The sequence below is a fragment of the Agrobacterium sp. Ap1 genome, assembly GCF_017313375.1.
Taxonomy (GTDB): Bacteria; Pseudomonadota; Alphaproteobacteria; order Rhizobiales; family Rhizobiaceae; genus Neorhizobium; species Neorhizobium cellulosilyticum.
Map to the genome: position 1 here is coordinate 77,134 of NZ_JAFLMY010000009.1, position 15,131 is coordinate 92,264.

Here is a 15,131-nt window from a genome sequence, read left to right on the forward strand (position 1 = left end):
GGCTCCCCACCTGCCTACTGGCTGGCCAGAAAACTCTCGTAGGTCTGCTTCAAGCCCACTCTCAGCGGCCGGGCATTGTCCCAGCCGAGGCCATGCAGGCGAGTGAGATCGGCAAGCTTGCGCGGCGTACCGTCCGGTCGCGAACGATCAAAGGAGAGCGGTCCCTCGAAGCCTACGGTTTCACAGACAAGATGGGCGACATCGGCGATCGAAAGCTCTTCGCCCGAGCCGATATTGACCGGCAAAGCGTCGGAATAGTTACGCAACAGGAAGACGACTGCCTCTGCCAGATCGTCGACGTGAAGAAACTCCCGAAGCGGCTTACCGCTGCCCCAGATCGTCAGACTGTCTGCATTGTTCAGTTTGGCCTCATGTGCCTTGCGGATCAGCGCCGGCAGAACATGACTTGTTTCCAGGTCGTAATTGTCGCCGGGACCGTAAAGGTTGGTGGGTTGTGCCGAAATGAAATCCAGTCCCTGCTCCTGCCGATAGGCCTGGCAAAGCTTGATGCCGGCAATCTTGGCAATGGCATACCATTCGTTGGTCTTTTCCAATGGACCTGTCAGCAGCGATTCCTCGCGGATCGGCTGTTCCGCGTCACGCGGATAGATGCAGGTCGAGCCGAGAAGAAGAAGCTTCTCCACCCCGGCGCGCGCCGAACCCTCGATGACATTCGCCTCGATCATCAGATTGTCGTAGAGAAAGGAGACTGGCGACGCGCTGTTGGCCGCAATGCCGCCAACACGGGCTGCCGCCATGATGACGGCATCCGGCTGTGTGTCCACAAGCCAGCGCCGCGTCGCAGCCTGATCCCGCAGGTCTACTTCGCTGCGCGGCACGGTCAGTACCTCGCAGTTTTCCCTTGAGAGAAGCCGCACGAGCGCCGAGCCGACCATACCGCGATGGCCAGCCACCCAGACCCGTTTTCCCTCAAGCTCGAACAGCGGCTTCATCTGTCAGTCCTTGTCCCTTTGATGCACCGAATTCCCATGTTCGCGAATATCGGACTGGACCATCTCGGTAATCATTTCTTCCAGCGTGGTGGTTGCTGTCCAGCCGAGCTTTTCCTTAGCCTTGGCAGGATCCCCCAGCAAGAGATCGACTTCCGTCGGGCGGAAGTAACGCGGATCGACCTCGATGAGGCAGCGATCCGTGCAACGCTCGAAGCCGCGTTCATCGACACCTTCGCCCTTCCATTCGATATCGATGCCGGCAACCTTGAAGGCCGTACTGACAAAATCACGCACGCTGACGGTGCGGCCGGTGGCCAGGACGTAGTCGTCTGGTTCATCCTGCTGGAGAATCCGCCACATGCCTTCGACATAGTCACGGGCGTGGCCCCAGTCGCGCTTGGCGTCGAGATTGCCGAGATACAACCGATCCTGATCGCCAGCAGCGATGGCGGCCACGGCGCGGGTGATCTTGCGGGTCACGAAAGTTTCGCCGCGACGCGGGCTTTCATGATTGAAAAGGATGCCATTGGAGGCATGCATGCCATAGGATTCACGGTAATTGACCGTGATCCAGAAGGCGTAGAGCTTGGCGACGCCGTAAGGCGAACGCGGATAAAACGGGGTGGTTTCCTTCTGGGGTGTCTCGACCACCTTGCCGTAAAGTTCGGATGTCGAGGCCTGATAGAAGCGAGTCTTCTTTTCCATGCCCAGAATGCGGATCGCTTCGAGGATGCGCAATGTGCCCATGCCGTCCGCGTTTGCGGTGTATTCCGGCGTTTCGAAGCTCACATGCACGTGGCTCTGTGCGGCAAGGTTATAAATCTCATCCGGCTGCACTTCCTGAATGATGCGGATCAGGTTGGTGGAGTCGGTCATGTCGCCGTAATGCAGGGTAAAATGGCGTTCGGTTTCGTGCGGGTCTTCGTAAAGATGGTCGATGCGCCCGGAATTGAAGCTCGATGAACGGCGCTTGATGGCGTGAACATCATAACCTTTCTCGAGCAGGAGTTCAGCCAGATAGGAACCGTCCTGCCCGGTGACGCCAGTAATCAGTGCGCGTTTCACAGCCTTGTTGGTCATGGTAGTCATTCCTTAGCAGGGACGAGCGACTGCTGCGAAGGCTTCAGCCACACGCGCAATATCCGCCTCGTTCAGGTTATGATGGTTCGGCAGGTAGATACCGTAATCGTGCACCTTGTCTGCGTTCGGTAGCGCGGGCTGCGAATGGTCCCTGAGCCAGAAGGGATGGCGCGCGATGTTGCCGCAGATCAACGGACGGCATTCGATATCGAGCGCATTGATGTGCTTGTAGGTTTCAAGCCGGTTTTCAATGAACGTCCCATAGGCGAAGGAAGAAAGAACTTCCGTATTGCCCGACTGGCAAAAGAAGTCCGGCAATGCCTTGCGATAGAGCTCGAAATTGATGCGCCGGCGCTCAACGATATGGTCGAGTTTTTTCAGCTGCGAACGTCCGAGGAACGCCTGAAGGTCGGTCGAGCGCAGGTTATATCCGGCGTGATAGAAGGTGTAGAGGTTCTTGAACTCGTCGATACCATTCTCGTCAGCCAGAGATTTGCGCAGGTCCGGCCGCAGGTCGCGGCTCCATCCATGCGATCGCAGCGATAGCATCAGCTGGTGCAGGTCGCTGTCGTCGGTGACGACCATGCCGCCCTCAATGGTGGAAATATGGTGGCCATAATAGAACGAGAAGCTGCCTGCCGTCCCGATCGAGCCGAGTTTCCGGCCCTTGTATGTAGAGCCTAGCGCTTCGCACGAATCTTCTAAAAGCTCGATGTCATAACGCTGGCAGATGTCGCGGATCGCATCCATGTCGCCGGAGTGGCCGAGCACATGCACAAGGATCAGCAGCGACGGGGGATCAGTGCGGCACAGATCCTCCAGGTGGTTGAGGTCGATACCGAGCGAATTGGGATCGCAATCGCACAGGCGGACGTCGAAGCCCAATTGCAACAGGGGCGAGACGGTGGTGACCCAGCTGACGCCGGCGGCGATCGCCTTGTTATTGCGCAGACGGCCGGCTTCTTTCAGCGCGGCGATCATCAGGAGGTTGGCGGAGGAGCCGGAATTCACATAGACCGCATGCCGGCTGCCCATCCAGGTCGCGAACTCTTCTTCGAAGGCGAGCGTCTGCTCGGCCTTGGTCAGTCGGTTGCCCGCGAGCATCCATTCGGAGAGCGCCTCAAGCTCGTCCTGGGCAATGGTTTCCTCGGCGAGGCGGATAGGACGAAGTGCGGACATCAAGATGCCTCCCTGATGCGCACCGAGCGCATCACTTTCATTTCCAGATAATAGCGGGTGACTTCGGCATAGGCGGCGCGAAGTTTCAGGGTCTTCTCGCCGGACGCAAAAGCATCGATGGTGATGGATCCCTCATGAGCGCGGAAGAAGGCGAGCGGCTCTTTGACAAAGCCGACCTTGGGATAACGCAGCATCGAGAGTAGCGAGACAAAGGCGTCAGGGCCGACGCCGCGATATTCGTGCGTCTGCAGCGGCAGCCGGCCTTGATAGAGAGCATCGAGCAGGATCTGGCGGCGATAGACGGCTGCACCGGGCGAAATCAGCGAGCCGAGGATCTGTTTCTCGACAGCCTCGACAGCGAATATGCCGGTTTCGGGTAGCCACTCTACGAACTGGCGAAGCTTGGTCGGAAGCCCCGGTCCATCGACCACATCCGCGCCGCTGAATGCGAAGCCGGTGTCTTCGCCGATAACGGAAAGGCAAGCCTCGATGAAATTCGGAGCGATCCAGTCGTCATCATACTGAAGGTGCACGAAGTCACCCTTGGCATGCAGCACGCCTTCCAGCCAGCAAAAATGCGGGCCGAAGTCGCGTTCGCGGCGAATGTAGAGGATACGATCACCGTAGGATGACGCCACCTCCGCTGTGTTATCTGTCGATCCGTGGTCGACAACGATAACTTCGACGGGGCGCGTCTGGTTCAGCGAACTCTCTATCGCCACAGGTAGCATGCCCGCGCGATTGAAGGTTGGAATGACAATGGAAACAGTCTCAGACATTAAGGTCTCCTAGGATCTGTCTAAGCCGCGAAATATTGGCAACGAGAGTATCGGCGCTGCCGGTAGCTCGGATTTCGAGAGGATGCGGGCTCAATCCCTGAACAAAATCGCGTATCGTCGTGCCACTGCCAGAGGCGACATTGACAGGACCGGTTGCTGAAGAAAGGGCAAGGCGCACCACGTATTCGGCTGCCTTCTCAGCAGGCAGAAAATCACGGATGCTGTCTGCGCCAGGCAGTTCGAAAGGCTGCGTCAGATCTTCATTGGCAAGACGACGTTCTACAGAAGGGCGCAGGAACGAGCCCGTTTGGGCAGGGTCGTGAATGGAGAAAAGCCGCGTTGCGAGAAAGGCCCGCCCTGTGGCGTCGCATATATCTGCAGCAACGCTTTCCGCCTGCCACTTGGTGCGACCGTAAAGCGATGCCGGCACCTTCTCCGCTTCTTCGTAAATTGGCTCTGCTGATGGCGCGTAAATGTGGCTTGAAGAGCAAAACACAAACGAAGCCTTCTGCCCCTCCAGCGCGGAAAGAAGGTTGATCGTGCCGCCGACATTCACCGCGTAGGCACGAGCAGGATCTGCCTTGACCGAGGCGACAGGAACCAGAGCAGCAAGGTGGATAATCTTATCGACTGAGGCTGCCGTATACTGCGCCCGCACGGCATCCAGGCTGGTCAGGTCGATCTTGTTGATGATTACTTCCGCATCAGGACACAGGCGGGCCAGATGTGAAATCACATGCCGCCCCAGTATCCCGCCTGCACCGGTCACCAGGATTCGCATTGATCACACCATCTACGGACATGGGCCGGAGACGAAGCCCATCGACAATAAGAAGTGGAGCCGACTGCCTGCTGCATTCTATGCCCTTGTTATGCGTGACGAAGGGTTTCGCAGCGCAGAGATTCATCCAAGTAACAGGCTTGAAGACTCACGGTTCAGGCCCCAGAAATCGTGGTTATGGCAATTGACGTGAACGCCCGACGCATGCCATCCCTCGTTAACAATAAATGACGCTTGTTCCATGCGCGAACCTTACGGCGAAGGAATTCCCCGATATGCATTATACCCGAGTGAGGACGCAGAGCGATTTTGAGGGCGCTCTGGTTACCGTGTATTGCGCGGTCTGGCATCGGCAGCAAAACAAGCTCGATCTTCTAAAATCCCATTATGTTAATCTGCGCCGCCAGAGTATTGGCGTGCGCATGATCTACATTTTCGACAATGGTGATACGCCGCCGGATTGGCTGGATGCGGATTGCTACGTGTTCTCAGGCCCACTTTCGATCTACGAAGCGTGGGCTGCAGCCGTCGCGCTCAACAAGTCGTTCTATGTCATGAACCTCAATCTTGACGATCGCCTGGCCACCAATGCAGTGGAAATGATGGTTGGAGCGTCCTGCGCCTCGTCGGCGGCGCTCGTTGGCGGCGAGTGGCTGATCTGTTTCGATGACTCCCATCTGGATCAGCCGTTCAAGGCGCCTTTGCTTATCGCTTCGGAATTCGTATCCGAGTGGCCGCCCAAACCACATTCGCGGCTGAGATTGGGCTCGGGGTCCGGTGAACGCGGCACTTTTGGTCCGGCGACCCTCTGGCATGCCGCAGCGTTGGGGAAATATTATCCGAGTTATTTCAACGATGGATCGATCATCAAATCGATTGGCGATACGTTGTTTTGGGGCGCGGTGCATCAAAAAGGGCTAAAAATGGTGCGTCTGCCGATGCTGATCGGCAAATATTACTCGTCACCGACCCAGCAGGCGGAATTCCGTTCGCATGAGGACCAGGAGCTTCTCACTCGCCATGGCATCTCCAAAATCTCGTTTGCGGACCGCATTCTTGGCGGAGAAGTGCCGGAAGTGCCTGGACCAACCATCTAGCCTCTCGATTGCGGAACGGTAACCAGGAAAACGGTGCCCTGGCAGGATGATTTTTGCAGCGTGATTGTTGCTGCGTGCGAGGCGAGCATCGTACGGGCGATTTCAAGCCCCATTCCTGTTCCGCCATCCAGTCGCCGGGTCGAGAAAAATGGCTGGAACACACGGTCCTTGTTTGCGTCCGATATCCCGCTCCCATCGTCCGCTACGAAGATCTTGGTGGAAAGCCGGTTGGCTTCCACCCTAAGATCGAGGCGCGTTGCACCATTCTGGAAAGCATTTTCCGCGAGGTTTGCGAAGACCACATTGGCCGCCTCAATCGGAAGCGCGAAGCGAGCCGCCGATTGTCCTGATACAGCAATCACATAATCGGGAAAGCGGACCTGAAGCATGCTTTGGATCTCGTCGGCACAGATTTTGTCGACGGGGAGCGCTGTTTCTGCTTGAGCGAGTTCGCGAAGTCTCTCCAGCAACAGGTCAAGCCGCTTCGAATCGTCGATGATATTTTCGAGAAAATGCAGGCGTTCGGCCTTGGTCATAACCTGATCGTCACCATCGTCGAGCATCAACTCTGCCGCCCCGCGGATCGAGGTCAGGGGCGATTTTAGTTCATGCGACACATGTGCAGCAAAGGAACGCACATATTCGCTGCGATCGACAAGTTTGCCGGCGAGATCCAGAAAGCTCTGGGACAAGGTTGCGACTTCGCGCGTGCCGTAGCTTTCAAGCGGCCGGATCGCGGCTCTCCCGCCTTGGGCAATCTCGTTCGATCGCACAATCAGCGCATTGATAGGGCCGGCAATGTTTCGATTGAGAACATAGGCAACCGCTAGGGTTACGAGAAACACAACAAGAAGTACGGCGGCCTCCGTCGACGTCGTCAAGGAAGCGCTGTCTGTTGCTCGAAACCAGATGATGCTGATGATTGGCAACATCATGATCGATAGAAGCACCGAATAGACGATGAGCGCGATCGGTGGCCGCCATTTCGATTTGACCTGCGGAGCCGGCATTTCAGCTGCCTCGCTCATTGTTCGCGCGCAGCTTGAAGCCGACGCCATGGACCGTTGTGATGATGTTATCGGCGCCGGTCGCTGCCAGCTTCGCCCTTATATTGCGGATATGACTGTCGATCGTACGGTCGGAGACATACGTTCCGGGTCCGTAGGCGGCCTGCATCAATTGCTCGCGACTGAAAACCATGTCCGGGCGCGTCATCAGGGTTTCGAGGATCGAAAATTCGAGAGCGGTGGGCGTCATGGGAGTGCCATTGACGTTTACAGTGCGGCTAGCTCGTTCCAGCCGCAGACCACCAGCGACCACACCCTGCTCATTTTTTTCGGTTATGCCCGAAACACCGCTGCGCTTGAGGATGGTTTTGACCCGCGCAACCAATTCGCGTGGGCTGAAAGGTTTTGTAACATAGTCATCTCCGCCGATTTCCAATCCCAAAACCCGATCGATCTCTTCATCCCTTGCAGAGAGAAAAAGGATCGGGATCGAAGAAGTCTTTCGGATCTGACGGCAGAGATCCAGCCCGTCCATATCCGGCATGCCGATGTCGAGAATGATGAGGTCAACCCTGCCGGAACGAAACGCCATCATGGCCTGAGATCCGTTCCGTGCCGTTTCGGTCATCATGCCGGCACGTTCCAGCGCAAAGCAGATGACGTCGCGGATGTTCGGCTCGTCATCAACAACAAGGATGCGGAGTGGCATGATGTCTCCCGAGATATTCGACCATGTCGGTGATATCGTCGTTTCATGGCCCAATCAAAGCCTTGTCAGCAAATAGTTTTTCATCCTCTCTTGCCGGTAGCTCCAGCTGCGCCACGCCTGGGGCCGCGATGTGATCGGGAAAGCAAGGTGCTGTTTCGCAAAGCTTGCCAGACGTCTTTTGTCGCCATCTTCGGGCGCGGCGGATAGGTAAAGATCAAGCGCCGGAATGGCTGAGGGGCCAAGCGAGGCAAGATAGTGGATATCCAGTGGCGTTCCATGTTGGGAAAATTCCAGACTGTTCTCGACATTGAACCGCGCGATAAACGCTGAAGAGTCGAGGAATGCCCCAAAGTATAGAACTGTTGCCAAAGTTAAGAGGTTCATCGAAATCAGCCATTCGTTGGAACGTCGCAATGCTATCCGCAAGAGGATGAACATCAGGCCGGTTGCAACCAGTCCCATCCACACACCCGCAGCAAGCCGCAGATGCGTCAGCGAATAGGCTTCCACGTAAAGATCGAGCCTTAGAATGGATGACAGGCAGAGAAGGACGTTCTGGATGATCCATGCAATGACGAGAGCGCGAATTAATCGGCTCGCGTCCCCTGGCCCGCCCCGGCGCATGGCAATGAGCACGAATGCTGCGGCCAGCAATGCGGTTGCCGCCAATGGATAGGCGCCTTGATGTGCATATTCGGCATGGCTCATTCCTGCCGGCAATTCTGCACCGCCCCAAAGGTAGATGAGGTCGAGCGCGGTTTGCATGGCAAAGAGCAGATTGAATATCGCCAGGGAGCGGACAAGTGCCCTGTGATCGAGGAGGCCGGTTATTGGGCTATCCCCCACGGGATCTATCGACGATCGCCTGCGTTTTGGTGTCAATCGTGGGCGTATCATAGCCCAGATCAAGCTTGCCGCAGCCAGCCAGAACGCCAGCCGGCTGATATCGAGCAGGTTCAACATGAACCGCAGATCGATATTGTGAAGGCCCATCTCGATCAACGGATTGGCGGCGCTGAACAGAAGCAGGAAAACCAGCCCCATACCGAGTGGCAGCATCCAGCCGGTAAGCGATTTCAGCGCTGCACCAAAGATCGTTCGACCGGATAGAGAACGTGAATATCGTCGGTAGGTTTTCGGCAATCCGGTCAACATCGATGGCATGAAACGCAGAAGAACGAGAGGGATTGCGCCCGGTCTTTTCGGCAGAAGTTTTGCGGCTTTGAGGGCGATAAGGATCACTGCTGCCATCGAGATAATGAACCCGCTCGCCGTCGGTGCTTCCAGCAATGGTGCTGATGCGATGGCGGAGAGGCAGAGATAGACAGCGGCGGTAACTGGATGCGTCGGTTTGCGTGCCGAAATCAGAATGGCGCAAGTAAGTAAGATCGGCAAAAGAAAAAGATTCAGGCCAAATGCTTGTCTGAAAGAGAGAAAATCCGCAAGTGCGACCGTCGCGGCAAGAACGGCTACACGCCTCTTGCCGTTTGAGAAGGCGTTCGTAATGATGAATTGGGGATGGGTCAGTTGCATGGTTGAATTCCGCGCTCATGCCAATGGAGATGAATTTCCTCACCGCGGCCGACAGATGGATCTGGGCCTTCACGGCGAAAATCTTCTCCAAGCCACCAGTCCTCGGCGAGGAGGCGATAGGGCAAGCGGGGAAGGGTGGAGCGATCGGGAATGAGGTGCTTTTTCATGTCGGCAGAATGCCCATGGCATTTGCAGATTATGTGCAGGCCATGAGGAGATATTCAGGATTTTGGTCCGAACCGAGCCGACTTCATCGAGATGCCTTTGGGAGAATGCATGTTCTCCGGCAGATAATCTTAAAACGGGCTTTCCACAAATGGCGCTGGCGGGCTTGAAGCAGGATCGTGCAGCCAAGCTCCGCTGACCGTACGTGGTAGCTTTGCCGCATACTCAACTCCATGTGTCTGCTGTACAAAAATGACAACGTCGCCTGGCGCGGCTCCATGGGAAGAGAAAGACATCATGAATTCATTTCAACCAGCTCCCTCGAAATCGTACCTGACGACACCGGGAGGCGCGGCGGCCGCCGTTCTGCATCATGGCGCTCAACTGGCTTCCTGGCAGTCTGCGAAAGGTACGGAGAACATCTATCTGTCGGAGCTGGCCGATTTTTCTCCGGGTAGCGCGGTGCGTGGCGGCGCGCCAATCTGCTTTCCGCAATTCTCCACCCTCGGCGATCTGCCGCTGCACGGTTTCTTCCGCAACCAGATCTGGACGCCGGTTCCGGGCGGTGCAGATGGCGCCGAGATTGCGCGGTTACAGCTTCGCGACACAGACGAGACTCGCGCGCTGTGGCCGCACGCTTTCCAAGCTGAACTTCAAGTGACAGTTGCGGACCACAGCCTGGAGATCGTTTTTTCGGTATCGAATACAGGGGCTGAGGTTTTCTCCTTTACCGCAGCGATCCACACTTACTTCCGGGTGACAGAGATCGCGAACGTAGCCATCGCGGGCTTGCAGAATGTCCGCTATCTGGACAAGCTAAAGGAAAATGTCATCGATACTGAGACGAGCGCGCGGTTGCTGATCGACCGCCCGCTCGACCGCATTTATTACAACACCACGGGGGCACTCACCCTCGAAGAGGGCGCTCGTCAGTTACGGATTTCTACGCAGGGCATGCCCGATACCGTGGTATGGAATCCTGGCCCGGAACGTTGCGCCACCATCGCCGATCTGCCCGATGATGCCTGGCGGCATTTTGTCTGCGTCGAGGCTGCGGCTATTGACGCGCCTATCTCTCTTGCTCCTGGCGCAACGTGGCGCGGGGTCCAGAAAATGGAAGATATTCAAGGCGATCGATAAATTCCGGAATGCGCCGCAGGCGATCATTCGTAGTGTGATTACCGTCTTTAATGTCGGTAAAAAATCTTTCGTGAGGGGCAGGCGCCGCGCTTTCAGCGGCGCCTGCCCCTCGATCGCAGAATTATTGCGGGGTCAGATCGAAGCCGAACCATTTCATCGACAAGGTCTTCAGCGTGCCGTCAGCCTTGGCGGCGGTGATCGCCTCGTCGAACTTAGCCTTCAGGGCCGTATCGCTCTTGCGCAGGCCGACGGAGCTGCCGGCGCCGAGGAAGCCACCCTGGAAGCGCGGGCCGACGATTTCGATATCGCTGTTGGTCGGCTTTTCGACGGCGGTCTTCAGATAGCCCATCGACGCCATGATCACGTCGACGCGGCCGGCGATCAGGTCGAGGTCATGCTGTTCGGTGGTCTTGTATTCGCGCTTTTCGACGGTGTCCTTGAGATATTCGTCGATGAAGCGCGACGCGATCGAGGCGGTCTGCACGCCGATGATCTTGCCCTTCAAAAGCGGCTTCAGCTCTTCGACGGCCTTGCGTGCGCCTTCCTGATTGCTGGAGAGCGAATAAAGCGCGTCCTTCAGCGGCATGCTGGAAAGGTCGCTGTCCTTCAGCACGGCGAAAGCCTGGCCGGTGCTGCCGTAGGACATCGAGAAATCGATGACTTCCTTACGCTTTTCGGTGGCGGACATGCCGGCCATGATGGCGTCGAACTTGCCGGCGTTAAGCGCGGGGATCATGCCGTCGAAAGCCTGGGCAACGATGGTGCACTTGATCTTCATGTGATCACACAGATAGTGCGCCAGCTCGACATCGTACCCGTCCAGCGTGCCATCCGGGCGGGTGAGGTTATAGGGAGGAAATGCACCTTCGGTGGCGATGGTGATTTCCGTCTTTTCCTGCGCGAAAGCGCCGGTCGCAAGCGTCATCGCTGCGAACATGCCGGCAGCCAGTGTCTTGATGATTGTCATTGTCGTTACCCGTCTCCTTGTTGGGTATTCATTGGTCTCAGGCGTTGATGAATTTGCGAAAACGCTCCGACTGCGCGTGGGTGAACATCTCCTCCGGGCTACCCTGTTCCTCGATTGCGCCCTGATGGAGGAAGATCACCCGGCTGGATACGTCGCGGGCAAAGCCCATTTCGTGGGTGACGACCAGCATCGTGCGGCCCTCGTCGGCAAGCGAGCGCATGACACGCAGGACCTCGCCGACCAGTTCCGGGTCGAGCGCCGATGTCGGCTCGTCGAACAGCATGACCTTGGGGCGCATGGCGAGCGCTCGTGCAATTGCCGCACGCTGCTGCTGGCCGCCGGAAAGATGCGAGGGATAATGATTGCGCTTGTCGGCAATGCCGACCTTTTCGAGCAGCGCTTCGGCTTCGGCGATCACATCGGCCTTCGGCCGTTTCTGCACATGGATCGGCGCCTCGATGATGTTCTCGATCACCGTCTTGTGGGACCAGAGATTGAAGCTCTGGAACACCATGCCGAGTTCGGAGCGGATGCGTTCGACCTGCCGACGGTCGACAATATGCCCGTGACCCCTTGCATCGCGCTTGAGAGATATTTTTTCGCCAGCCACGCTGATATCGCCGGCATCGGGTGTTTCCAGCATGTTGATGCAGCGAAGCATGGTCGATTTGCCGGAACCGGACGAACCGAGAATGGAGATGACTTCGCCCTCATGCGCCGTCAGGTCTATGCCTTTCAGCACTTCGACCGGGCCGAAGCTCTTGCGCAGTCCGCGGACCTCGATCGCAGGTGTAGTATTGGGTGTCATTGCGGTCATTTCATTTCTCCTGCCGCAACGGGCTGAAGGCTGGGCGCTTGTCGCAAATGCGGGCTCAGGCGATATTCTGTCAGGACGACGATGCGGGTGAGCAGGAAATTGATGGCGAGATAGATCGCGCCTGCAACGATAAAGACTTCGATCGCCCGGTAGGTTTCGGAAATCAGCTTCGCGGCAACGCCCGTCACTTCCATGATGGTGATGATCGAGGCGAGCGAGGTCGCCTTGACCATGGAGATGATCTCGTTGGAATAGGCCGGCAGCGACTGGCGGATTGCCAGCGGCATGACGATGCGGCGGAACACCAGAAAACGTGACATTCCGCAGGCGCGGCCGGCTTCCACCTGGCCATGCGGTACGGACAGCAGGCCGCCGCGGATGATTTCGGCGGAATAGGCGGCGGTGCATAGCATCAGCGCGATGATCGCGCACCAGTAGGGATCGCGCAGGATAAACCAGAACATGCTGCGGCGTACGCCGCGGAACTGGCTGAGGCCGTAATAGATCAGGAAGATCTGCACGAGCAGCGGCGTGCCGCGGAAGATGAAAATATAAGCGCGGGCGAACCAGTCGAGAGGGGCAATGCCGGAGAGCCGGCAGAGCGCCAGCCCGAGTGCGAGGACGGTTCCCAAAGCCACCGATGTTGCAGCCAGTTGCAGCGTCGTCGGAATGGCCGAGATCAGCGTGACAAACGTCTCGTAGAGAAACAGGAAATCCATCAGCCCCTCCGGACACCGCGGGTGAACTGCTTTTCGCTGAACTGCAGCAGCGCGCCCGACAAGGTCGAGATGGCGAGATAGATCATGGCGGCGATGAAATAGAAGTCGAAAGGGCGACCGGTGGAGCCGGCACCAATCTGCGACTGGCGCAGCAATTCGACAACGCCGGTGATCGACACGAGGGCGGATTCCTTCAGCACGATCTGCCAGACATTGCCCATGCCGGGCAGGGCGTAGCGCAAGGTCAGCGGCGCGATGATGCGGCGAAAGCGCAGGAAGGGAGGCATGCCGCAGGCAATCGCCGCTTCAAGTTCGCCGGCATGGACGGCCTTGTAGGCGCCGCGAAACACTTCCGTCTGCTGAGCGCCGGAGGTGACGCCGACGGCGAGTGCACCGGCGAGAAAACCGGGAAAGCTGATGAAGCCGCTTGCGCCGAAGAGATGGCCGAAGGCGGAAATGACCGTGCTGCCGCCGAAATAGAAGAGGTAGATGACGAGCAGATCAGGAATGCCGCGCAGCACCGTGGTGTAGGTGCCGGCAACGCCGCGGGCAACCGGTCCGCCTGCAATCTTTGCCCATGCGCCGAGCGCGCCGAAGACCATGCCGATGGCATAGCCTGCGAGCGCGATCAGGATCGTCATCATCGCACCGGCGGCAAGCGCCGGTCCCCAGCCATCCGGCCCGCTGCCGATCAGATCGAGAAAGGAGGGTTGTGTCATGCAGCATCCTGGACGAGCGGGATCGGAGGATCGACGTCATCCGGGATCGGGTTGACGAAGGGCGTGCCTTCGAGGCGATAGGCGAAATCGGCCTTTGCCTCGGCAATCCGTTCTGGATTTGCGAAGAGATCCGCAGCCGTCGAGGCCATGACCTTGGCTGCATGGGCCATGCCCTTGTGGGCTGCCGGCAGCTTGCCCTGCGCGACCAGCTGCCAGGAATGGCCGGGCGTGCCGATTGCGTAAGTGGCGCCGCGCACCTGCACGGTCGGAACCACCCAGCTGACGGTGCCGACATCGGTGGAGCCGACGATCGATGTATCGCCGCTTTCCGGCGGGAAGATCACGTCGCAGAGCGACACGCCGGGGCGGGGTTTGAGACCGAAACGCTGGAAGGACGACTTGATGTCGGCCGGCGTGAACGTCTTCTGGAATTCGGCAGCCTTGGCGCGATCGGCATCATCGAAATCCGGCAGGCCGATACGCTCGATATGGCCGTGCATCAGGGTCTCGAGCGGCGTGTTGCCGACGAGGTTGGCGTCACCGCTTATGATTTCGCTTCTGACTGTCGTGCCGGTCATCAGGGCAGCGCCGGCTGCGACATCCTTGACGCGATCCACGAGTTCGAGGAGGTCCGGCAGGTCGCGTGCGCGCACAAGGTAACGGACCGTGGCACGGGCCTGGACGACGTTCGGGGCATGGCCGCCAGTATCCGTGACGGCGTAGTGAATGCGTGCGCTCGACGGCATGTGTTCGCGCAGATAATTGACGCCGACATTCATCAGCTCGACAGCATCGAGAGCGGAACGTCCGAGGTGGGGCGTGGCAGCCGCATGCGATGCGCGGCCGGAAAAATGGAAATTCAGCTCATTGCAGGCAAGCGAGACCGGATTGTTGACGCCGACAAAAGCGGCCGGATGCCAGCAGATGGCGATATCGACATCATCGAACACGCCGGCGCGAACCATGAAACCTTTCGAGGAGCCGCCTTCTTCCGCCGGGCAGCCATAATAACGGATACGGCCGGGCAGGTTGTTGGCGGCGAGGTAATCCTTGACGGCTGCTGCCGCGAGCAGGGAGCCGGAACCAAGCAGGTTATGCCCACAGCCATGGCCGTGACCGCCGGCGACCAGCGGGCGCTCTTCGGCGAGACCGGCTTCCTGGCTGAGGCCGGGCAGGGCATCGTATTCACCAAGAATGGCGATGACCGGGCCGCCTTCGCCGGCTTCGCCCATCACCGCTGTCGGCATGCCTGCGACATTGCGGATGATCCGAAAACCTTCCGCCTCAAGCTGTGCCGCATGCGCTTCACTGGAAGAAAATTCCTCGTAATTCACCTCTGGTGTGTCCCATACCTGGTCGGCGAGGCGGGCATAATCGGGCGTCTTGTTGTCGACGAGTTCCCAGACGGCGTCGGAATTTTTCATGCTATCGGTCTTTTGTTGACAAAATTGGTACCAATCCTATTTACGGAATAACATTTGCGCAA

At 58.0% G+C, this 15,131-nt stretch carries 15 protein-coding genes; 2 read left to right on the top strand and 13 right to left on the bottom strand.

Annotated elements, in window-relative coordinates:
* Positions 1-14: 14 nt before the first annotated feature.
* The 5 genes from JZX87_RS18185 to JZX87_RS18205 are packed head-to-tail and all read right to left on the bottom strand — an operon-like array spanning position 15 to position 4,772.
* Positions 15-944, bottom strand: coding sequence for a GDP-L-fucose synthase family protein (locus tag JZX87_RS18185; protein WP_286194894.1), 930 nt, complete (start codon positions 942-944; stop codon positions 15-17).
* Positions 945-956: 12 nt separating this feature from the next.
* Entirely contained in the window at positions 957-2,042 is a 1,086-nt protein-coding gene (gene gmd / locus JZX87_RS18190; protein ID WP_404945495.1) for a GDP-mannose 4,6-dehydratase, read from the bottom strand.
* Between the two features lie 3 nt (positions 2,043-2,045).
* Positions 2,046-3,212 carry a DegT/DnrJ/EryC1/StrS family aminotransferase gene (locus JZX87_RS18195; protein WP_148144513.1) on the bottom strand — a complete coding sequence of 389 codons (1,167 nt, stop codon included), beginning with the start codon at positions 3,210-3,212 and terminating at the stop codon, positions 2,046-2,048.
* Positions 3,212-3,991: a glycosyltransferase family 2 protein gene (locus tag JZX87_RS18200; protein ID WP_206827184.1), complete on the bottom strand. Its 780-nt coding sequence runs from the start codon at positions 3,989-3,991 to the stop codon at positions 3,212-3,214. Before JZX87_RS18200 ends, JZX87_RS18195 begins: the two co-directional genes overlap by 1 nt.
* Positions 3,984-4,772, bottom strand: coding sequence for an NAD-dependent epimerase/dehydratase family protein (locus JZX87_RS18205; RefSeq protein ID WP_148144515.1), 789 nt, complete (start codon positions 4,770-4,772; stop codon positions 3,984-3,986). Before JZX87_RS18205 ends, JZX87_RS18200 begins: the two co-directional genes overlap by 8 nt.
* Positions 4,773-5,047: 275 nt before the next feature.
* On the opposite strand from JZX87_RS18205, the gene JZX87_RS18210 reads away from it, so the two are divergent.
* Entirely contained in the window at positions 5,048-5,869 is an 822-nt protein-coding gene (locus tag JZX87_RS18210) for a glycosyltransferase family 2 protein (protein ID WP_148144516.1), read from the top strand.
* On the opposite strand, the gene JZX87_RS18215 is transcribed toward JZX87_RS18210, so the two are convergent.
* Genes JZX87_RS18215 through JZX87_RS31810 form a run of 3 tightly spaced genes read right to left on the bottom strand, consistent with a single transcriptional unit; the run spans position 5,866 to position 9,118 of the window.
* Positions 5,866-6,879 (bottom strand): sensor histidine kinase, encoded by a 1,014-nt coding sequence (locus tag JZX87_RS18215; RefSeq protein WP_148144748.1) that lies wholly within the window; start codon positions 6,877-6,879, stop codon positions 5,866-5,868. The two genes, JZX87_RS18210 and JZX87_RS18215, sit on opposite strands and share 4 nt — an antisense overlap.
* Before the next feature lies 1 nt (position 6,880).
* Positions 6,881-7,585, bottom strand: a complete 705-nt coding sequence (locus JZX87_RS18220; protein ID WP_148144517.1) for a response regulator transcription factor — start codon at positions 7,583-7,585, stop codon at positions 6,881-6,883.
* Positions 7,586-7,639: 54 nt separating this feature from the next.
* A complete protein-coding gene (locus JZX87_RS31810; protein WP_206827186.1) occupies positions 7,640-9,118 on the bottom strand; it encodes a DUF4153 domain-containing protein in 1,479 nt (492 codons plus the stop codon).
* Between the two features lie 462 nt (positions 9,119-9,580).
* Between JZX87_RS31810 and JZX87_RS18230 the strand changes: the two genes are divergently transcribed.
* A complete protein-coding gene (locus tag JZX87_RS18230; protein ID WP_206827188.1) occupies positions 9,581-10,423 on the top strand; it encodes a D-hexose-6-phosphate mutarotase in 843 nt (280 codons plus the stop codon).
* A gap of 121 nt (positions 10,424-10,544) precedes the next feature.
* On the opposite strand, the gene JZX87_RS18235 is transcribed toward JZX87_RS18230, so the two are convergent.
* Genes JZX87_RS18235 through JZX87_RS18255 form a run of 5 tightly spaced genes read right to left on the bottom strand, consistent with a single transcriptional unit; the run spans position 10,545 to position 15,069 of the window.
* The gene (locus tag JZX87_RS18235; RefSeq protein ID WP_148144519.1) at positions 10,545-11,390 is read right to left on the bottom strand and encodes a transporter substrate-binding domain-containing protein; all 846 of its coding nucleotides are present in this window, start codon (positions 11,388-11,390) and stop codon (positions 10,545-10,547) included.
* 37 nt (positions 11,391-11,427) lie between these two features.
* Positions 11,428-12,207 (bottom strand): ABC transporter ATP-binding protein, encoded by a 780-nt coding sequence (locus JZX87_RS18240; RefSeq protein ID WP_404945492.1) that lies wholly within the window; start codon positions 12,205-12,207, stop codon positions 11,428-11,430.
* A complete protein-coding gene (locus JZX87_RS18245; protein ID WP_148144520.1) occupies positions 12,204-12,926 on the bottom strand; it encodes an ABC transporter permease in 723 nt (240 codons plus the stop codon). The genes JZX87_RS18240 and JZX87_RS18245 overlap by 4 nt, the downstream gene beginning before the upstream one ends.
* Positions 12,926-13,645: an ABC transporter permease gene (locus tag JZX87_RS18250; protein ID WP_148144521.1), complete on the bottom strand. Its 720-nt coding sequence runs from the start codon at positions 13,643-13,645 to the stop codon at positions 12,926-12,928. Before JZX87_RS18250 ends, JZX87_RS18245 begins: the two co-directional genes overlap by 1 nt.
* The gene (locus tag JZX87_RS18255) at positions 13,642-15,069 is read right to left on the bottom strand and encodes a M20 family metallopeptidase (protein WP_148144522.1); all 1,428 of its coding nucleotides are present in this window, start codon (positions 15,067-15,069) and stop codon (positions 13,642-13,644) included. Before JZX87_RS18255 ends, JZX87_RS18250 begins: the two co-directional genes overlap by 4 nt.
* Positions 15,070-15,131: the final 62 nt, after the last annotated feature.